Raw genomic sequence first — 20,569 nt, 5'->3', positions numbered from 1 at the left:
GGGTTCATGACTTCGGTCACGCAAGTTAGCTCTTGTGCTGCTTGCTGCGCTGTTATATAGCGTTTTATTGATATGAAGTGGTGAATCTTAAGCTCTTGGACTTCTTGGTGTATTACATCTTACAAGTATTTAGAAGGATTGGAGTCATCATTAGCGACGAACCACGCATTAACGAGGAAATTCGAGTCCCTCAGGTGCGCCTTATTGGTCCAAAGGGCGAGCAAGTGGGAGTTATCGCAACCTCTGTCGCGTTAAACCTTGCAAGGGAAGCTAACCTCGATCTTGTCGAAGTTGCACCTACTGCTAAGCCTCCAGTAGCCAAGCTTATTGACTACGGTAAGTACAAGTACAACGAAAAGATTAAGGCTCGTGAAGCACGTCGTAATCAGACCGTCGCAGAAGTTAAGGAAATTCGTTTCCGTCTCAAGATCGACGATCACGATTTCGATGTGAAGAAAGGTCATGTGCTTCGTTTCTTGAACGGCGGAGACAAGGTAAAAGTAACTATTATGTTGCGTGGCCGTGAGCAATCTCGTCCGGTTGGTGGCGTTGAATTGTTGCGCCGACTTGCAGATGAGGTCTCTGAAAGTGGCACAGTAGAGTTTGCGCCAAAGCAAGAAGGTCGAAATATTATTATGACTCTTGCTCCAAAAGGCAAGAAAATTCATACACAGTCTGAGCAGCGTCGTCGTGGCGCTGAATCTCGCGCTGAGCGTCAAGCTCGTCAGGCTGCTCGTCTTGCAGCTAAGCAAGAGGTTCAGTCACAAGCTGCAGCTGCAGTAAATGCTATGCAATCCGATCAACATCATAAGGAGGGCAGCAATGCCGAAGATGAAAACTAATTCCGCAGCGTCCAAGCGCGTTCGTCTTACCGGTACCGGTAAGGTGATGCACGATGGTAGCGCCATGCGCCACAACTTGGAGCACAAGTCGGCTCGTAAGCGTCGTGCTCTTTCTGAAGATAAAGTATTGGCTACTGCGCAGAGCAAGAAGCTTAAGGGCTTGCTCGTTAAGTAAGTAACAAGTAAGAATTGCTCGTAAACGAATACGCAATCGAAAATTTTTAAGAAAGCTGAGGAATACTTATGGCACGAGTAAAGCGCGCAGTAAACGCTCACAAGAAGCGTCGCGTTGTTCTTGAGAGGGCTTCTGGTTACCGCGGTCAGCGCTCCCGTCTTTATCGCAAGGCAAAGGAACAGCTGCTCCACTCATTTACTTATAACTTCCGCGACCGCAAGGCTCGCAAGGGTGATTTCCGCAAGTTGTGGATTCAGCGCATTAACGCAGCAGTTCGCGCTGAAGGCATCACTTACAATCGCTTCATTCAGGGATTGCACTTGGCAGGCATCGAATTGGATCGTCGCGCTCTTGCTGAGCTCGCAGTTTCCGATATTGAAGCTTTCAAGGCTGTTGTCGAAGCTGCTAAGGCTGCATTGCCAGCTGATGTAAACGCTCCAGTTGAAGCCTGATTTTGCTTTAATAGAGTTCTATTTTAAGCCCACCAATTTAGGTGGGCTTTTTCTTTTAAATCAACAAATTTACTTATTAGCTATAATTGTTTATATGCGCTCAAATCTTGATTCTGACAATAGGAAAAATAATATTCCTGAAGAGTTTGCACTTCATATTCAACGCTTTATTGCGCATATTGATATTGAGCGTGGTCTTTCTAAAAAAACAGTATCTGCATACGCTTCAGATTTGCAAGATTACACATGCTGGCTTTACAACGAACGAAAAATAAAAGATATTACTACTATTTCTCAATTAGATATTGAATCATACATTCGAACTTTGAATGAATTAGGGTTGGGAACTAGAACAGTTGCGCGTCGACTTGCAAGTATTCACGAGTGGCATCGCTTTATGCTTGCGCATGGCGACATACAAGCTGACGTTTCAGCGCAAGTAAAAGCTCCAAAACAAGCCGAGTATTTGCCAGATGTTTTAAGTATTGAAGAAGTAAATAGAGTTATTGAAGCTGCAGGGAATTTTGGAAGTTCCGATGCTATTTCGATTAGAGATACCGCGCTTCTCGAGTTTTTATACGCTACTGGAGCGCGAATTTCGGAAGCAGTTGGCGTAAAATTCGAAGATATTGATTTAAATGAGTCTGTTGTAAAACTTACTGGTAAAGGCTCTAAGCAGCGTTTAGTCCCGATTGGTGGGTGTGCTGTTCGTGCTCTTCGTAACTATATGGAGAAATCTCGCCCAGAATTAGCGTTAAAGGGTAAACGTGAATTGCACACAATTTTCTTAAATAAGAGAGGTAATGCACTTTCTCGCCAATCAGCATGGGAAATAGTAACGCAAGCTGGCGAGCGCGCAAAACTTGACAAACCATTGTATCCGCATACGTTGCGGCATTCTCTCGCTACGCATCTTATTGCAGGTGGTGCTGATGTGCGCACAGTTCAAGAGTTGCTTGGACATGCTTCAGTTACAACAACTCAAATTTATACGCATATTAGCCCTGACGCATTAGTTGAAGCTTACGTAATGAGCCATCCTCGAGCTAAATAATTTTATGCTCAGAGTTTCGTGAGTATACCTGTTGATAAAGTGGGGAACATGCCTACTGATTTACTTGGACGCGAATACGAGACTTTTCATGCACCAGAGCCGTTAACTTCACACGGTCCTGCTCGCATTATTGCAATGTGCAACCAGAAAGGTGGAGTTGGTAAAACTACAAGCTCCATTAATATTGCTGGCGCACTAAGTCAGTATGGTCGTCGCGTTTTGATTGTTGATTTCGATCCGCAAGGTGCAGCAACAGTTGGACTTGGAATTAACGCAAATGCGCTTGATAATACAGTTTATACGGCATTATTTGATTCGTCTGTAGACGTTCACGACGTAATTCGTCATACTGAAACAGAAAATATTGATATTATTCCTGCAAATATTGATTTATCCGCAGCTGAAGTTCAGTTAGTAACTGAAGTAGGACGAGAGCAAATATTAGCAGGTGTATTACGCAAAGTGCGCGACGAATACGATGTTATTATAGTCGATTGTCAGCCTTCTCTTGGCTTGCTTACTGTAAACGCGTTAACGGCAGCTGATGGTGTGATTATTCCACTTGCTGCAGAGTTCTTTGCTCTTCGAGGCGTGGCTCTTCTTATGCAATCAATTGAGAAGGTACAATCTCGTATTAATCCAAATCTTAAAGTATTTGGAGTTCTTGTCACTATGTACACTCGCACACTTCATAGTGAGGAAGTGTTGCAGCGCATTTATGAAGCTTTCCAAGATCGCGTTTTGCACTCTGTGATTTCGCGATCTATTAAGCTGCCAGATTCTACAGTTGCTGCAGTTCCTATCACTATTTTTGCTCCTGAACACAAGACTGCAAAAGAGTACCGCGAAGTTGCGCGTGAGCTTATTGCTAAAGGTGTTGTTGCTTAAGTTCTTGTTGTTCTGCGTTAGTGTGTATTAAAAGCTGTCTGCGCTCGCTAGTAAAATCGGTGCGGTTTGGCAGTTTACCTATTTGGGTGCTTGTCAATAATGTATATAGCTACTGTTTCAGCCGATATTTATAGCTTAAGCGGTTGCATGTTAATAATTACTTAAACGCGAAGAAATGGAAGAGGTTTGTGATGACTGTTCGCGGTGATATTCGAAATGTGGCAATTGTGGCGCACGTAGACCACGGTAAGACCACTCTGGTAAACGCCATGCTTCAGCAGTCGCACGTATTTTCTGAGCGCGAAGAAGTTCCAGATCGCGTTATGGATTCCAATGATTTGGAACGCGAAAAGGGCATTACTATTCTTGCTAAGAACACTGCTGTGCAGTACACAGGTCCATTAGCTGAAAAGTATGGCCATCCAGAAGGTATCACTATTAACGTTATTGATACTCCAGGTCACGCTGATTTCGGTGGTGAGGTCGAGCGTGGTATCTCTATGGTTGACGGCGTTGTTTTGTTGGTTGACGCTTCTGAAGGTCCTCTTCCACAGACTCGCTTTGTGCTTCGTAAAGCTTTGGAAGCTAAGCTTCCTGTTATTTTGTGCGTAAATAAGGTAGATCGTCCAGATGCTCGTATTGAAGAAGTTGTTGGCGAATCTACAGATTTGCTTCTTGGCTTGGCTCAGGATGTTGTTGAGGAAGGTATTGACCTCGATCTCGACGCTTTGCTTGATTTGCCAGTGATTTATTGCGCTGCTAAAGCTGGTTATGCTTCTGTTAATCAGCCTGAAAATGGTGGTTTGCCAGATAACGATAATTTGGAGCCATTGTTTGATTCTATTATTTCGAACATTCCAGCTCCTGAATACGAAGAAGGTGCTCCTCTTCAAGCTCATGTTGCAAACATTGATTCCTCTGACTTCTTGGGGCGTCTCGGTTTAGTGCGAATTTACAACGGAACTTTGGAAAAGGGCAAGACTTACGGTCTTTCTCGCGTCGACGGTTCCATTGAAAACTTCCGTGTTTCTGAGCTTCTTCGCACTCAAGGTTTGGAGCGCACTCCTGTAGCTTCTGCAGGTCCTGGCGACATTGTTGCTGTTGCTGGCGTAAACGACATTATGATTGGCGAAACTATCGTTGACCAAAACGATCCAAAGCCGCTTCCATTAATTCATGTCGACGATCCTGCAATTTCTATGACTTTCGGAGTAAACGATTCTCCTCTTGCTGGAACTGAAGGCAAGGATCATAAGCTTACTGCTCGTATGATTAAGGATCGTTTGGATCGCGAGCTTATTGGTAACGTTTCTATTAAGGTTATTCCAACTGAGCGTCCAGATGCTTGGGAAGTTCAAGGTCGTGGCGAGCTTGCTTTGGCTGTGCTAGCTGAGCAGATGCGTCGCGAAGGCTACGAGCTTACAGTTGGTCGTCCTCAGGTTGTTACCAAGACTATTGATGGTCAAATTAATGAGCCTATGGAAAGCACTACGATTGACGTCCCAGAAGAGTACATGGGTACCGTCACTCAGCTTATGGCTGATCGCAAGGGTCGCATGGATTCTATGAGCAACCACGGTTCTGGTTGGGTTCGTTTGCAATTTACTGTTCCTTCGCGTGGTCTTATCGGTTTCCGCACTGCTTTGCTTTCTGCTACTCGCGGAACTGGTATTGCAAGCTCTATTTCCGCCGGTTATGCTCCATGGGCTGGTCAGATTGTGACTCGTCAGAATGGTTCCATGGTTTGCGACCGTAAGGGTGTTGCAACTCCTTATGCTATGCAGCGTTTGCAAGCTCGTGGCGTCTTCTTCGTTGACCCACAAAGCCCGGTTTACGAGGGACAAATCGTTGGTATTAACAACAAGCCAGACGAGTTGGATGTAAACATTACGCTTGCTAAGCACATGACTAACATGCGTTCTTCAACCGCTGATGTTCTCGAGACCTTAACTCCGCCAATCAAGATGAGCTTGGAAGAGTCTCTTGACTTTGCTAACGAAGACGAATGCGTGGAAGTTACACCTGAAGCAATTCGCGTGCGCAAGATTATTTTGAGCCGTGACGAATGGTATAAGTGGCGTGCTAAGCAGCGTCGTCAAAACAACAACGCTGCATGATAATCGCAATATACCAATTAGTAATGGAACGTTAGGTTTTATTATGTCGTCGAAACCGTGGTCGCATCGCTTGCCTTCGTGGGGCAGGTATGCGACCACGTGTGTTTCTGCGCTAATATGCGCGTTGATTGGTACTTTTGCTCATCACTGCGGTGCAGTGGATAATATTCCTTACGGATTCGTATTGTCTATGCTTTTGCTGTTTTTGTCTGCTTGGTGTGCAAGATCTCGTAGTGGTTGGAGTGGATTACTTATTCACGCAATAGTTTTCTCCGCGTTTGCTTGGATTCTCGCATTAGATTTTATTGGCAGTGCAATTCTAGTACCTGTTGGTTTCACAATACCGTTGCCATGGTGTTCGCAATATGTGGGATATTTGTGGCTTTACGGTGTTCTTGTTGCTCACTTAATTTTGCTTTGTATACCTCAGCGTTGGTTTGTTATTGAATAGTGAAATGAGCAAAGAATTTGCAATAATTTAAGCGTGACTTCGCTGTGAATTTTGCATACAAAGAAGTATTAAGCAGTATTTTTTACAATAGTCTTGCTTACAATATTCTTAACTGCAACAGTTTTTAAGGAATACTCATGAATAGTAGTAACAGTAAGTGCTCACGTAAATTATGCTATTTAGGGCCGGAAGGTTCTTTTACTCATCAAGCAGCTTTAAAAGTTCAGCAGCAGTTACAATCATTTGAGAATTTGCAACTTATTCCAACTGCTTGCGAGAATGTTCTTAGTATTGCTAGTGAAATCGAAGAGCATCACCATTGGGGTGTTATTGCGTGGGAAAACAATATTGAAGGCGTTGTAATACCTAATTTAGATTTACTCATTGAGGCAAAAAATATGGTTGGTATTACTCGAATAGGCGTCGATATTAGTTTTGATGCTGTTGTTTGCAAATCAGATTCAATCGATAACTGTTCTACTATTGTTGCTCACCCTCACGCGTTGGCGCAATGTCGTAAGTTTGCTCAAGAGCGCGGTTTACAAGAAAAAACTGCGTCTTCAAACGCTGCCGCTTGTAGGGATTTAGTTCCTGGCGAAGTTGCTTTATGTCCTAAAATTTGTGCTGATTTATACAATAGGCAGATTGTGAGTGAAGCAGTTGAAGATTTTTCTGGCGCGCGCACTGAGTTTTTAGTGCTAGCTCCTCGAGATCAGGCTTTAAATTTTGTTAATACGCAGCGAGAAAACTTTTCATCATTTTCCTCAATTATTGCGTTTATTCCTCGTTACACAGGTGCTGGAGTGTTAGCAAATTTGCTTGACGTTGTGCGCGATCATGGTCTTAATATGACTTCCTTTATGTCTAGACCGATTAAAGGGCAAGGCGGTTTATACAGTTTTATTGCAACTGTTGATGCTGCTCCTTGGGATTCTACGTGTAAAGCTATGATTCAAGAGGTTGTTGAACATGGTGATTGGGTTCGAGTTTTAGCAGTGTATTCTTCTGATAAACGCAAGAATCCGGTGATGGATGATTGGATGCTACCTCATGGTGGAGTGTGTGTTGAGCCTTCAGTTGATGCTTTGCGTAATTTGAACGTATTGCGTGCAGAAAGAGAATTATTATGGTAGAAGATGCTGAATTTTCGCAAAAATTTTCTGTTGGCATTGTAGGTCTTGGTCTTATTGGTGGATCTCTTGCAAAACGACTTGCTAAACTGGCAAATTGCAACGTATATGCATGGAATCGTCATAATGAGCCTTATGACGAAGCTAAAAGTTTAGGAATTACTTGCGTAGAAAAAGTGCAAGATTTAGCAAAACTTCGTCCAAATGTTTTGATTTTATGCAATGCTTTAGCCGCTATGCCAAGTATTTTGCATGAAGTTGCACCTTATATTGACAAATCTTGCACAACTATTAGCGATGTTGGCAGCGTAAAAACTTTAGTTCGAGAGCAAGTAAAAGATGCAGGTTTGCAAGATTGTTACGTTGGTGCGCATCCGATGGCTGGTAGTGAATTTACTGGTTGGAAAGCTTCTAGTGATGAGCTTTTAAATGGTGCTTTGTGGGCTTTAACTGTTGATGATTCTACTGAGTTTTGGCGAGTTTGCAATATTTTGCAAATGATTGTTTCGCTATGCAAGAATCGCGCAATAGTTTTGGATGATGCAACGCACGATAATTCTGCAGCTCTTATTTCTCACATGCCTCATGTTGTTGCAACAGCTCTTGCAAACGTATTATGTGAACAATCTAATCGTGCTATTGCTTTACAACTATCTGCAGGTTCCTGGCGAGATATGACACGAGTTGCTCTTACTGATCCTCAACGCACTCGTGCTATGGTAAGTGAAAATCGGCATAATACTGCGAAATTATTGCGTTCCGTAATTTCTGAGCTAACTTTTGCTGCAAATATGTTAGATAATGATGTTGAAACCGCGGATGCTTTAGAGCAAGAGTTTTTTGCTAAAGCTCAATCTTGGAGAGAATATAAATACTTGCAGCGCAACTCGTCTAAAACTAGTATGCAACAAAGCGATGCTGCAAATAGCAGATTGTGGAAGTATGATTCTCAAATCAATTGGCAGCAGGAATTATTAGAATCCGCGCGCTTAGGAGAATCCATTGTTGAACTTTCCGGATTTAACACCAACGAATCTTCGCAACTGCTGTTGCGTTCAGATAGTTCCTTGAGAAATGTGTAAAACTTGCTCCTTATCAGACAATTCTACAGACTAAGCGGCTTTTGGAATTTGCGCTCTGGCATTGGCTTTAAACGGTAAATAGTTTTGGCATCAATGAACATTTCTTCGGCAGCTCTAGTGCCGTTTGCTGCAGGATCTCGAAGCAAATGAAGCATTGCCCCATCCCACTCGAGCACGTGCCCAATTACATCGTGATACTCTATTTTTTGCGTTCCATCGTTATTTTCTTCTATAATTTTGTATGTTCTTACTACTATGCGCGTGCCTGCAGGTATTCGCTGTGGTAGTGTAGTCAAGTTTTTTATACGTGTTTCCATAACATGCTCCTTGTTGTATTATGCATGTGACTGACGCGTATGGCAAACGTTTATAAAGTTACGCAAGGGTGATTAAGCATGGAAAATAAGCGAGTGGCTTCCAATAGTTTCGTAAATTTTCCTGCCAAATATGCGAGTTTAGTAGATGATTATATTGAGTACGCTAAGGCAAATAAAGGCTTAGGGGAGCGCACGAATCGGGCTTACGCAAGTGATATTAAACAGTGTTTAGCATGGTGTAATCGCCACGGTTTTAAAAATATTTCAGATCTTACTACAGATGATTTGCGCTCTTGGATGGCAGACGCTTCTAGAAATCATGCTCGTTCAAGCTTGGCTAGAAAAGTTGTTGCTGTGCGCGGATTTTTCGCATGGTGTCAGCATGTTGAATACATAAGCGGTAATCCTGCAGAAATTTTAATGACGCCAAAAATTAAAAATATGCTACCATCTGTTTTGGATGAATATCAAGCAGAATCATTAATGAATAATGTTGATTCTAAAGCTAATGTTTCAACTTCGTGTCCCAAAAATCAGAAAGCTGTAGGACTTCGCAATGCTGCAATTCTGGAGCTTTTATATGCGACTGGTATTCGTGTTGGTGAGCTTACTAGTTTAAATATTCAGGATATTAATTTTTCCTCGCACACTATAAAAGTTACTGGTAAGGGAAATAAGCAGCGTGTTGTGCCTTTTGGGGTTCCTGCTTATAAAGCTTTATCTGCTTGGATTTCTAAAGATGGACGAGAAATTTTATTGCGAAATTCTGTTGAAGAGGCAGTATTTCTTGGTACTCGCGGAAAGCGTATTGATCAGCGTTTGGTAAGGCAGATTGTGCATGACGAGGCTAAAAGTGCGCATGTTCCGGATATTTCTCCTCATGCTTTGCGGCATAGTGCTGCTACGCATATGTTGAATGGTGGAGCAGATCTACGCGAAGTGCAGGAATTATTGGGTCATTCATCGCTTAATACTACTCAGCGTTACACTCATGTTTCTATTGAATCTTTAAAACGTAAGTATTCTCAAGCTTTTCCGCGTGCATGATAGTAAATGTTTTAAGTATTCAATTATTCATATTTAACATGTTTTTTACATAATAAATATGTTAATTTACATTTTTGTAATATACATATACCTGTAAAAAACAATAAATTTTACTATATAAATAATAAAATTTTCGGTATTTATAATTAAATCTAGACTTAAATAATTAATTATTACTAATATATAATATTTTTTTCAATTTTCTTTTACTATTGCATTGCTTGTAAAAATACGTATCATTGAATTTTAATCAACGAAGAGGCCTCGTCATTGGCTTGCGAGAATCCATCTGGCAATAAAAACCGGATGGATTTTTATGTTTTAGCTGATGTTTGGCTTTTTTGTGATATGACAATCCTGCCTACCAGACGTTAGGAGAAAATATATGAAGAATAAGGCTTTGGCTTTTGCTGCTGCTGCCTGCTCGCTGGCAATGTTACTTGGTGGCTGTGGCTCTTCCGCTAAGAATGCACAAACAAACGGTGGCAAGGTTATTATTACCGTTTCAAACTCTGAGCCACAAAACGAATTAGTCCCTGGAAACATTAACGAAAATGCTGGCGCTCGTCCTGCCATGTTGGTTAATTCCACGTTGGTAACTTTCGATGAAAAAGGTAATCCTGTGAATGAGGATGCTGAAAGCATCACTCCAAATGCTGATGCTACCCAGTACACCGTGAAGGTTAAGAAAGGAAAGAAGTTCAGCGATGGCACTCCTATTACAGCCGAAAGCTTTGTGAAAGCTTGGAGCTTCGTCGCTAACGCTAAGAATGCTCAGAAGTGTGCTTCCTTCTTCCAAACCATTAAGGGTTATGCTGATTTGCAGAAGGATGGTACTAAGGGTGACGAACAGCTTTCTGGTTTGAAGGTTGTTGATGAAAATACTTTTACCGTTGATTTGGAACAGCCAGATTCTGTATTCCCAATTAAGGTTGGCTACTTGGCATTTGCTCCACTTCCGGAATCCTTCTACAAGGATCCAAAGGCTTATGGCGAAAAGCCTGTTTCTTCTGGTCCATACTTGTTCAAGTCTTGGGATCACAACAAGCAGATCGAAGTTGTAAAGAATCCTGATTACAATGGTCCGCGCAAAGCTCAGAATGATGGCGTAACTTTCAAGGTTTATACAGATGGTAACGCTGCATACCGCGATGTGCAGGCTGGAAATCTCGATATGACTGATAATATTCCAGATACCCAAACTAAGACTTTCCAGAAGGATACAACTGTTAGGGCTTACAACCGTCCAGGTTCTGTAATCCAACAGTTCACTATTCCTTCAAGCCTCCCACACTTCGATGTAAAGACTGAAGAAGGTAAGCTTCGTCGTCAAGCTATTTCTATGGCTATAGACCGTAAGGTGATTATCAACAAGATTCTCAATGGCACTGCTTCTCCTGCAAACGAATTTACTTCTCCATTGACTCCAGGCTATAAGGCTGATCTTAAGGGTCATGAGAACGTAGAATTTAATGCAAAGAAAGCTAAGGAACTTTGGGCTAAGGCAGATAAGATTTCTAAGTATGACGGATCTCTTACTTTCTCCTACAATGCCGATGGAAATGCAAAGTCTGTGTTTGATGCTGTTGTGAATTCCCTCAAGAATAATCTCGGGATCAAGGCTGAAACCACTCCAATTCCTACATTCCAGGAATTCCGTAATGCTTGCGCTAAGCGTCAGATTAAGGGTGCATGGCGTGCAGGTTGGATGCCAGATTATCCAAGTGCAGAAAATTACTTGACTCAGGAATTTGCTTCCGTTGCAGCTGATGGCAATGGCTCCAACGAAGGTGATTATAAGAATCCAAAGTTCGACGATTTACTTAAGAAAGCTGCATCTGCTAAGCCAGAAGAGGCTATTAAGCTCTATCAGCAAGCAAACGAAATCCTTCTTGAGGATCTTCCATCTGTCCCATTGTTCTACTCGAACGCTAAGGCTGTGATGGTTCCAACTTTGAAGGGCTTCACAATGGATTGGCAGAATATGCCGCTGTACTATCAGCTTCACAAATAAGCTGGTAGCTAATTAAGAAAACAGCATAGTGTTACATACTTTTTAGAAAGTTAGTAGGTAACACTAGTTGGTTCCTCTTAATAATTTAATATCGCTTATTGCGAAATTGCTGCTCCAGCTAAACTAGTTAAATAAAACTATTGAGCTGGAGCGGCACTTTGTTGTTTTTTGAGTAAGTTTTAACAATTCAAGGAGAATTCGATGGGTAAGTACATTCTGCGTCGTATTTTGCAGATGATTCCTGTTGTTCTCGGCACAACATTATTAGTTTATGCTTTAGTATTTGCTTTGCCTGGAGACCCAGTAAAAGCAATGTTTGGAGAAAAACCTGTTAATCCTGCAGTGGCTGCACAAATACGAGCCGAGTATAACTTAGATAAACCATTTATTATTCAATATTTACTTTTCTTAAAGAATGCTCTTACCCTCGATTTTGGTCATACTTTTGCAGGTCAACCAGTTATCGATGAAATTGGTCGTGCATTCCCGGTTACTGTTCAACTAGCAATTATGGCATTCGCTTTCGAAGCAATATTTGGTGTCATATTTGGCATAATTTCAGGTTTGAAGAAAGGCAAGTGGTATGACAGTGTGATTCTGGTTGTATCTCTTCTTCTTATTTCTGTTCCAACATTTGTGACAGGTTTCGTAGGACAATACTTATTTGGTGTTAAATGGCGCATATTACCAGTTACAGCTAGTAACGATCCTGGATTCTTCGATTTGCTTCTTCCTGCAATGGTTCTTGGTTCTGTGTCTATGGCGTATATCATTCGACTTACAAGATCTGAAATTTCTTCAAATATTTCGCTCGATTACGTGCGTACAGCTCGTGCAAAGGGCTTAAAAGAAGGCTCTGTTATTGTTCGTCACGTTTTGCGCAACTCGCTTATACCTGTCGTCACCTTCTTAGGTCAGGATTTGGGTGCTCTTATGGGCGGTGCAATGATTTCGGAAACGATCTTCAACATTCATGGCGTTGGATTCCTCACATATCAAGGGATTCTAAAAGGAGAAGGAAACCTTGTTGTTTCCATTGTCACGCTTTTGACATTGATATTTGTATTTAGCAATTTTCTTGTTGATATGTTGTACGCGGCTCTTGATCCGCGCATTCGTTACGCGTGAGGGGAGTACACTATGGAAGATAATTTGATGAAAAATGATTTGATTGCAAATAATGCTTCAAATTGCGATATATTACCGGGGCAAGAACGCTACGTTGCACCATTAGACGATACGCCTATTCAAGAAGTGGATTCCGTAGACGAATCCGCTGCTGCAACGAGTATGTGGGCAGATACTTGGAGAACTTTGCGCAGGAATCCATTGTTTATTGTTTCTGCAATTTTGATTATTGCAATTATTTTTGTTGCGTTCTTCCCAAGCATTCTTACAAAGCACAATCCTAATTATTGCGTTTTGGAACACTCTCTTGAGCCAGCTTCAGCCGCGCATCCATTTGGTTTTGATATGCAAGGTTGCGATATTTATGCTCGAGTTGTTTATGGTACTCGTACATCGCTAAGTGTTGGTTTGCTTGCAACCATTTTGGTTGTACTTGTTGGTTCTTTAATTGGTGCATTAGCAGGATTCTTCGGAGGCTGGGTTGATACTATTCTCAGCCGAATAACTGATATCTTCTTGGCTTTACCAATGCTTCTTGGTGCAATCGTAGTTTTACAAATGTTCCGTACATCTAAATCAATTTGGAAAATTGTGCTTGTTATGGTGCTTTTTGGATGGGTTAGCGTTGCTCGTATTGCACGAAGCGCTGTTATGGAATCAAAAAATCTTGAATTCAATACCGCATCTACTGCTTTAGGATCTACTCCAATACGTAATCTTTTCAAACACATTATCCCGAACTCTTTGGCTCCAATAATTGTTGTTGGAACAACTTCGCTTGGAACTTATATTGTGTTGGAAGCAACATTAAGCTTCCTTGGAATTGGTTTACCAAGTACTACTGTCAGCTGGGGTGGAGATATTTCTACCGCTAGAAATGTTCTTACTACGAACCCAGAAGTCTTGTTCTATCCGTCTATTGCACTCGCAATTACTGTGCTCGCCTTTATTATGATGGGTGATGCTGTAAAGGATGCATTAGATCCGAAGAGCCGTAAGGCGTGAATTTAGCGTGGAGGAATAAAACTTATGAATACAACACGTAAAGATATAGACATTCGCGCCATGCAGCTAGAGCAAGGGCCATTGTTGGAAGTAAAAAATCTCCAGGTTGATTTCACAACAGACTCAAAAAAAGCTGTTCATGCTGTTAGAGATGCTAGCTTCTGTGTTTATCCTGGTCAGTGGGTTGCAATTGTAGGTGAATCTGGTTCAGGAAAGTCCACTTCTGCAATGGCTGTTCTTGGTCTTCTTCCTGGAACTGGTCATGTTACAGGTGGATCTATTAAGCTCAAGGGTAAAGAAATTAGCAGTTTGAAGCCAAAAGAGATTGCTGCTTTGCGTGGTACTGCAATGGGTCTAGTTCCGCAGGATCCTATGAGCAACTTGAACCCTGTGTGGCGTATTGGCGAACAAGTTAAAGAAGCATTAATCGCAAATGGTGTTGACGTTGATCACGAGAAGCGTTCTTCATTAGCTGAGGCTCTTGCAGGCGATTCTGTTCAAGTCAAAAGCAATGAGGATGAAACATTCCTTGGCTCTAAAGAATTACCAGATTTGATTGAAGTCGCTAAGAAAGCTTTGAAAGAAGTTGGACTTGATGAGCATAACGATGCTGAAAAGTTCAATGAAGCTATTGATTACTACAAGAAAGAGTGGGTTCCAGGCTCTGAAACTCGTTGGCGCGTAGCAGACGATTTAATCAAATATGGTGTGAATGACGACAAAGCTTGGGAAATCGCCAAAAAGTATGTTGTAGGTGCAAGCGTTGAAGATCGTATTGCTGGTTTGCTCGATGAAGCTGGTTTGCCAGATGCTGCAACTCGTGCACGTCAGTTCCCACATGAGTTTTCCGGTGGTATGCGTCAGCGCGCTTTGATTGCTATTGGTTTGGCTTGCCGACCGGACTTGCTTATTGCAGATGAGCCAACTTCCGCTTTGGATGTTACTGTGCAAAAGCGTATTCTTGACCATTTGCATACACTAACTGATTCGCTCGGAACTTCTGTTCTCTTCATTACACACGATTTAGGTTTGGCTGCCTCTCGCGCGCAGCATGTTGTTGTTATGTATAAGGGTCGTGTTGTTGAGTCTGGCCCATCGTTGGAAGTTTTGCAGCATCCTCAGCATCCGTATACAAAGAGACTTGTTGCTGCCGCTCCAAGCTTAGCTTCTCAGCGCATTATTTCTGTTAAAGAACACGGTGGTAACGCTGATAACTTGCTTGAGCATCACGTAGTAGGTGAGCAAACTCTCGAAAAAAGTGAGCATATTATTACTGTGGATCACTTAACTCGTGAGTTTAAGCTTCCTCGCAAGAAAGAGCTTTTTAAGGCTGTTGACGACGTTTCATTCTCTATTAAGCGTGGTACGACGTTAGCTATCGTTGGTGAATCTGGTTCAGGTAAATCTACCGTTGCGAATATGGTTTTGCGACTTCTTAAGCCAACAAGTGGAACTGTTACTTACGAAGGTAAGAATATTTCCGATTTAAAGGGTGCGGATTTGCTTGACTTCCGTCGCCATGTGCAGCCAGTTTTCCAGAATCCGTATGGTTCTTTGGATCCTATGTACTCAATTTATCGTTCAATTGAAGAACCTCTACGTATTCATAAGATTGGTGATAAAAAGAGTCGTAAAAACCGTGTGGTAGAGCTTCTAGACATGGTTCGTATGCCTGCTTCAGTTATGACTCGATTCCCGAACGAACTTTCTGGAGGACAGCGTCAACGAATTGCAATTGCTCGTGCTATGGCTTTGGACCCAGATGTTATAGTTTGCGATGAAGCTGTATCTGCTTTGGATGTGCTTGTGCAAGATCAGGTTTTGCACTTGCTTAACGATTTGCAGGCAGAGCGTGGTTTGAGCTATTTGTTCATCACACACGATTTGGCTGTCGTTCGTCAGATTGCAGACGAAGTTGTTGTTATGCAGCATGGAAAGCTTGTTGAGCATGCAACTACAGATGAGGTATTCGATCATCCACAGATGGAATACACTCGCGATTTGCTTGATGCAATTCCAGGAGGAAATTTGGAACTTGGTTTAGACTAAATAGTACAAGCTGATAAAAAGGTGCAGGTTTTATAGAATCTGCACCTTTTTATTTTTCTATTAATTCCGTGTTTATTGGTTGAGTAATCCATAACTTGTAATCTGTGTTGGTTGCGTGATTTATGTCTGTTGCTTAGTGGTGGAGCTGTTTGTGTTGTGTACATATTAGAGTTGATTACATGATTACAATTACGACTTCGAATTTAAACGGTATTCGTGCAGCTGAGCGCAAAGGTATGCTTAACTGGTCTGACGCGCATACTCCAGACGTGTGGTGTATGCAGGAAGTGCGCGCTCCGCAGGATGCAATCGACCCAATTATGACAAAAATTGAAATGGGATATCGTACGTCTGAAAATATCGTAAATTCTATAAAAAACGATAATTTTACTTATACGAATGAAGTTTGCCGTGTAAAAGGTCGAGCTGGAGTAGCTCTAGTTACGTCTCTTCCTGTAGTTGAAAAACGCTACGGTTTGCCAGGTTTAAGTGAAGACGTTGATTCTGGGCGATGGGTTGAAACTGACGTGCGTACCCCTGAAGGGTATGAAATTACTATTGCTTCTGTGTATGTTCATGCTGGAAATGTGGACGATCCGCAAAAAATGCAACAAAAATTCCGCTTTTTAGACACAATGCTTATACGTTTGGGGGAGCTTCGAAATATTGCGGCAAATGGTGGAAATCAAGCGATTTTGTGCGGTGACTTTAATATTGCGCATACTTCACTTGATATTAAAAACGCTAAGGCTAATGAAAAAAGTGCAGGATTCTTGCCAGAGGAACGCGCTTATATTGATCGCTGGATTAACGAATATGAATTTGTGGACGTTATGCGCATGCTTGCAGGAGATATTCAAGGACCATACACTTGGTGGAGTCAGCGCGGTAAAGCTTTCGACAATAACGTTGGCTGGAGATTAGACTACCAGTTCGCAACTCCTGAAATTGCGGAAAGCGCTCGCGGATTTGTGATCGATCGTGCTGAAAGTTATGATGCGCGATGGTCTGATCACGCGCCGTTAAGTATAAAGTATGACGTGTGATGCGTAAGTATTAATTTGCATAATGTGAAATAACTAAATAATCGCACGTGTATATGAATGTACTATATACGCAAATTTTTCAGTGCTTTGCTTGTGCTATTCTGGTGAAGTTAGGCAATTTACAATAATAAGTAATAAATATATTTTTGTAGATTTGTTGTTTTAAGAAATGAGGAATAATGGGTTGGTTATTTGGCCGACATGAAGAAGAAAAATCTTCAAAAGTTGAAGACAAAATCGTAGAGGTAAAAACTGGTCCATGGGATTTCAATGATGAAGATGCTCCTGATTTTAGCGATTATCTAGATTTTGGTTCAATCTATATTCCATATTTTCAAGGCATTGAGTTGCGAGTAAAAAAGCAGCATGAAACATCGCAAGTTCTTGGTATGACAGTAACTTATGGTTCTTCAAGCGTAGAAGTTGAAGCTTTTGCTGCGCCTAAAACATCTGGTATTTGGCTAGAAGTATGCAAAGATTTGCTTGATGGTAATAGTCAAGCGTGTACAGTACAAGGCGAATTCGGTACTGAGCTACTGTTGCCTGTAAAAGTTGGAGAAAAAACCATTACAACGCGTATTGTTGGCGTTGATGGTCCTAGGTGGATGCTTCGCGGAGTATTCTCTGGACCTGCAGCAACAGAGCTTGCAGATAATAATAACGAAACAAAACAATTAGACGAATGGTTTAAGGGGATTGTTGTAAATCGTGGTGAAGAGCCGCTTGCGCCTCGCGATTTTATTCCTATGCATGATCCAATAACTAGAGAAGAAAAAGAAGCTGCTTTAAATGCAGAAAATAGCGGTAAAGATGGGGAAAATAATACGTCTGATGAAGATGCTAATAATGCACTAAAAAAAGACGATAAACCATTAGGTTACGACCAACAAGTAGAAGTAAAAACTACGCTTACACGCGGTCCAATGTTTGCTGAAATTAGATAATGCAAGTAGTAGAAAGTTAATTGAATGGATTCACAGGAATCTTTACAGAAGGTCGAAGAAGAGTTTTCTTCGCAAGAGTTTTCAAATGAAGTAAAACTCGACGATTATGCGCAAACCAACAATTTTGTGCAGACTAAAAAACGCTCAGGATTAGCGACATTGGCTTCAATCGGAGCAGAAGGGTCTACATTTTCTGTAATTGATTCATTGGGTGGCATTCGAGGCGTAATTGAATCCATGCTTCCAGGCTTGCTGTTTGTTATTTGCTTTGTTGTAACGCGTAACGTACAAACAACGGTTATTGTGGCAGCTGTGATTGCTGTTTTGCAAGTTGTGGTTCGTCTTATTCAGAGGCAATCGCTTATGGGAGCAATTAGTGGACTTGTTTCCATTGCAATTTGCCTTATTTGGGTGTGGACGAGTCATCAAGCACGCGACTACTACATGATGGGTTTTATTACGAACGCTGTTTATGGTGCGCTTCTTGCTATTTCGCTGATTGTGCGCGTGCCTGCTTTAGGGCTTGTGATTGAGTCAATTCGCAAAATGCCTACGGAAAATTTTGGCGCGTGGCTGCACGAATGGCTTGATTATAAGCCACTTAAGCGCGCGTACATGTATGTTACTGGATTATGGATTGGCGTTTTTGCGCTGCGACTCGTTTTGCAAGTGCCATTATATTTGACAAATCACGTTGTGTGGCTTGGCACTGTTCGATTGCTTATGGGATTGCCGTTCTGGGCGCTCGCGATTTGGGTTTCTTACTTGATTATTGCAACGCCGTTTATGCGGCTTCATCATAAAAATCACGAAGAGAAGCAGAACGGAGAAAAGCAGAGCGAAGTAAATTCTAGCGAAGAAAAATCAGCTTAATTAAAAGCAACTTTAAAATTGGCATTAGAAAATCAGCTTAACAAAACGCAAAACTAGGGGGTAGTTTATGCAAGTGACGATGCGAATCGAGCGATATGCGGATCAAGGAAGATGCGTAGGTCATCTTGACGGACGCGTTGTATTCGTGCGATTTGCGTTGCCTGGTGAGCTGGTTGTTGTGCGCATGGATGAGCCGATGCGTGCAAAAGCGCACTTTTTTACTGGCGAAGTTGTAGAAGTTTTGGAGCCTAGTGCGGATCGTGTGGAGCCGCAATGGAAGCTCGCTGGTCCTTTGGCTCAGGGCGGCGGAGTTGGCGGCGCGGATTTAATTCACGTTTCTTTGCCTGGTCAGATTCGTTGGAAGGCTTCCGTAATTGCCAATCAATTCCAGCGTTTAGCGCATATGGATGTTGCGGAAAGCGATGTTAGTGTTGAGCGCATGCCAGGGGACGAGGAGCTTAACGGGTTTAATTGGCGTACGCGCATGGAGTTGGTTGCGGATGATGAAGGGCGATTGTCTATGCGTAAGCGCGAGTCGCATGATCGCATTGCGATTGATACTATGCCGCTTGCGTCGCGCGCAGTTTTAGCTGTTGCGGATTCTTTGGACTTGTGGAATCGTTCTTTTTCGCCAAATGCGCAAATTCGTCTTGCTGTTCCAGAGCCTAGGGTTGATGGTTTGGATTTTGGTGTTTCTGGCGATAAGGCTGCGCTTCTTAGTGCGATTGGCGAAAATTATGCGCTTATAGTAAATGATGAGTTGGTTGCAGGATCGGCATTGTTGCGCGAGCGCGTGCGAGTTGCTGTTAATGAAGATTTATCTCGTGCGCGTACTTTTGATTACGATGTTGATGGGCGCGGTTTTTGGCAGATTCATCGCGCAGCTCCAGAGCATTTGGTGAACTACGTTTTGGGATTAGTTCGTTCTGCACTTGGTGGGCGCACTAAGAATACTGTTTTGTGGGATTTGTATTCTGGTTCGGGTTTGTTTACGATTCCTCTTGCGACTTTGGCTAATGTTGGCGGAGATTCTGCTGGTGATGCAGGTTCCGTTGGTTCTGCAGAGCCAGCTCGCGTGCTTAGCATTGAGGGTGCGCCGATTGCTGTAAAGAACGCAAGGCGAAATATTGGACGCGCTGGTCTTAGCAGGGATGTTGTTGAAGCGCTTGAAGGGGATGTTGCGCAAACTCTTGAATCGCAGGTGTTTAAGGCGAGTAAGTCATCTAAGATTGTGCGCCGATTTGCGCATCCAGATGTTGTTGTGTTAGATCCTCCGCGCGCTGGTGCTAAAGCTCAAGTTTGTAAGCAGATTGCGAAGTCTGGAGCAAGAAGCGTTGTGTATGTTGCTTGCGATCCGACCAGTCTTGCTCGCGATGTTGGCACGTTTAAGGAGCTTGGCTACAGCGTTCAGTCTTTGCGTGCGTTCGATATATATCCCAACACTCACCACGTTGAGAGTGTCGTATTGATGTCAAAGGCTGATTAGGTGGGTGCATTTTTGCCCTTGTGTATCAGGGGTTTGCGAGGGCTATCGTTAAAAGGTTTAGCGTGTGGTGGCTTTAAGCTGGGTTCTTGCGATTTTTGAGCGCAGTTTGGCTGTATGAGGGAAGATATCAACGCTCTGGGGTCGAGTGCACAGGATGTTAACGTTAAAAAGTGCACCCGCTTTGCACCCACCTTGTGGAGTGGGAAAATAAGGTTTAGGCTAATTATCATGGAGAAGAAATCTAAGTTTCGTTAGTCTAATAATAAGGAGAGATGGCTATGGATAAGATAGATGAGCTAAATAAAGATGTGATAGTCATCCATCCTCAGCGTGTAATTAAGGATTATGCGGTTGGGGTTTATGCTCGTGTGAGCACAAATCGTAAAGAGCAGTTGGATAGTCTTGCTGTTCAAGTGTCTGGTCTTACTCGTCTTGCTGCTTCTCACATGACTTGGTTTGTTGCTGATAT

The 20,569-nt window shown here is 42.4% G+C and carries 19 protein-coding genes and 1 pseudogene; 19 read left to right on the top strand and 1 reads right to left on the bottom strand.

The window, feature by feature from the left end:
• Positions 1-80 precede the first annotated feature (80 nt).
• From infC to P0108_RS00060, 9 genes are all read left to right on the top strand, one after another.
• A complete protein-coding gene (gene infC, locus P0108_RS00100) occupies positions 81-842 on the top strand; it encodes a translation initiation factor IF-3 (RefSeq protein WP_012913964.1) in 762 nt (253 codons plus the stop codon).
• The gene (gene rpmI, locus P0108_RS00095) at positions 823-1,017 is read left to right on the top strand and encodes a 50S ribosomal protein L35 (protein WP_004128670.1); all 195 of its coding nucleotides are present in this window, start codon (positions 823-825) and stop codon (positions 1,015-1,017) included. The genes infC and rpmI overlap by 20 nt, the downstream gene beginning before the upstream one ends.
• 68 nt (positions 1,018-1,085) lie before the next feature.
• A complete protein-coding gene (rplT, locus tag P0108_RS00090; protein ID WP_004105106.1) occupies positions 1,086-1,469 on the top strand; it encodes a 50S ribosomal protein L20 in 384 nt (127 codons plus the stop codon).
• 94 nt (positions 1,470-1,563) lie between these two features.
• The gene (gene xerD, locus P0108_RS00085) at positions 1,564-2,523 is read left to right on the top strand and encodes a site-specific tyrosine recombinase XerD (protein WP_064621402.1); all 960 of its coding nucleotides are present in this window, start codon (positions 1,564-1,566) and stop codon (positions 2,521-2,523) included.
• A 48-nt stretch (positions 2,524-2,571) separates the two neighbouring features.
• Positions 2,572-3,411, top strand: coding sequence for a ParA family protein (locus P0108_RS00080; protein WP_004110398.1), 840 nt, complete (start codon positions 2,572-2,574; stop codon positions 3,409-3,411).
• Positions 3,412-3,602: 191 nt separating this feature from the next.
• Positions 3,603-5,528 carry a translational GTPase TypA gene (typA, locus tag P0108_RS00075; protein WP_064621387.1) on the top strand — a complete coding sequence of 642 codons (1,926 nt, stop codon included), beginning with the start codon at positions 3,603-3,605 and terminating at the stop codon, positions 5,526-5,528.
• 43 nt (positions 5,529-5,571) lie between these two features.
• Positions 5,572-5,979 carry a hypothetical protein gene (locus P0108_RS00070; RefSeq protein ID WP_064621388.1) on the top strand — a complete coding sequence of 136 codons (408 nt, stop codon included), beginning with the start codon at positions 5,572-5,574 and terminating at the stop codon, positions 5,977-5,979.
• Between the two features lie 137 nt (positions 5,980-6,116).
• Positions 6,117-7,112 carry a prephenate dehydratase gene (locus P0108_RS00065; RefSeq protein WP_064621389.1) on the top strand — a complete coding sequence of 332 codons (996 nt, stop codon included), beginning with the start codon at positions 6,117-6,119 and terminating at the stop codon, positions 7,110-7,112.
• Complete coding sequence (locus P0108_RS00060) at positions 7,106-8,191, top strand: prephenate dehydrogenase (RefSeq protein ID WP_064621390.1); 1,086 nt, start codon at positions 7,106-7,108, stop codon at positions 8,189-8,191. Before P0108_RS00065 ends, P0108_RS00060 begins: the two co-directional genes overlap by 7 nt.
• 23 nt (positions 8,192-8,214) lie before the next feature.
• On the opposite strand, the gene P0108_RS00055 is transcribed toward P0108_RS00060, so the two are convergent.
• Positions 8,215-8,508: a DUF6725 family protein gene (locus tag P0108_RS00055; protein WP_064621391.1), complete on the bottom strand. Its 294-nt coding sequence runs from the start codon at positions 8,506-8,508 to the stop codon at positions 8,215-8,217.
• Positions 8,509-8,586: 78 nt separating this feature from the next.
• Between P0108_RS00055 and P0108_RS00050 the strand changes: the two genes are divergently transcribed.
• The 10 genes and pseudogenes from P0108_RS00050 to P0108_RS00005 form a co-directional block, all read left to right on the top strand.
• Positions 8,587-9,555 (top strand): tyrosine recombinase XerC, encoded by a 969-nt coding sequence (locus P0108_RS00050; protein ID WP_064621392.1) that lies wholly within the window; start codon positions 8,587-8,589, stop codon positions 9,553-9,555.
• 385 nt (positions 9,556-9,940) lie between these two features.
• Positions 9,941-11,569 (top strand): peptide ABC transporter substrate-binding protein, encoded by a 1,629-nt coding sequence (locus P0108_RS00045; protein ID WP_064621765.1) that lies wholly within the window; start codon positions 9,941-9,943, stop codon positions 11,567-11,569.
• Positions 11,570-11,770: 201 nt separating this feature from the next.
• The gene (locus P0108_RS00040) at positions 11,771-12,697 is read left to right on the top strand and encodes an ABC transporter permease (protein WP_004105077.1); all 927 of its coding nucleotides are present in this window, start codon (positions 11,771-11,773) and stop codon (positions 12,695-12,697) included.
• A 12-nt stretch (positions 12,698-12,709) separates the two neighbouring features.
• Entirely contained in the window at positions 12,710-13,702 is a 993-nt protein-coding gene (locus P0108_RS00035) for an ABC transporter permease (RefSeq protein ID WP_064621766.1), read from the top strand.
• Positions 13,703-13,726: 24 nt separating this feature from the next.
• Entirely contained in the window at positions 13,727-15,751 is a 2,025-nt protein-coding gene (locus P0108_RS00030; RefSeq protein WP_004105069.1) for a dipeptide ABC transporter ATP-binding protein, read from the top strand.
• A gap of 179 nt (positions 15,752-15,930) precedes the next feature.
• Positions 15,931-16,797: an exodeoxyribonuclease III gene (locus P0108_RS00025; protein ID WP_064621767.1), complete on the top strand. Its 867-nt coding sequence runs from the start codon at positions 15,931-15,933 to the stop codon at positions 16,795-16,797.
• Between the two features lie 179 nt (positions 16,798-16,976).
• Positions 16,977-17,741 carry a DUF3710 domain-containing protein gene (locus P0108_RS00020; protein WP_004105066.1) on the top strand — a complete coding sequence of 255 codons (765 nt, stop codon included), beginning with the start codon at positions 16,977-16,979 and terminating at the stop codon, positions 17,739-17,741.
• Between the two features lie 24 nt (positions 17,742-17,765).
• Positions 17,766-18,614: a DUF3159 domain-containing protein gene (locus tag P0108_RS00015; protein ID WP_231875306.1), complete on the top strand. Its 849-nt coding sequence runs from the start codon at positions 17,766-17,768 to the stop codon at positions 18,612-18,614.
• 67 nt (positions 18,615-18,681) lie between these two features.
• A complete protein-coding gene (locus P0108_RS00010) occupies positions 18,682-20,100 on the top strand; it encodes a class I SAM-dependent RNA methyltransferase (protein WP_473730661.1) in 1,419 nt (472 codons plus the stop codon).
• Between the two features lie 278 nt (positions 20,101-20,378).
• A pseudogene (locus tag P0108_RS00005) lies at positions 20,379-20,569 on the top strand (recombinase family protein); the annotation flags it as partial.

The sequence above is a fragment of the Gardnerella sp. c10Ua_244 genome (assembly GCF_055818055.1).
This window is presented reverse-complemented; position numbering and strand designations above follow the sequence as displayed.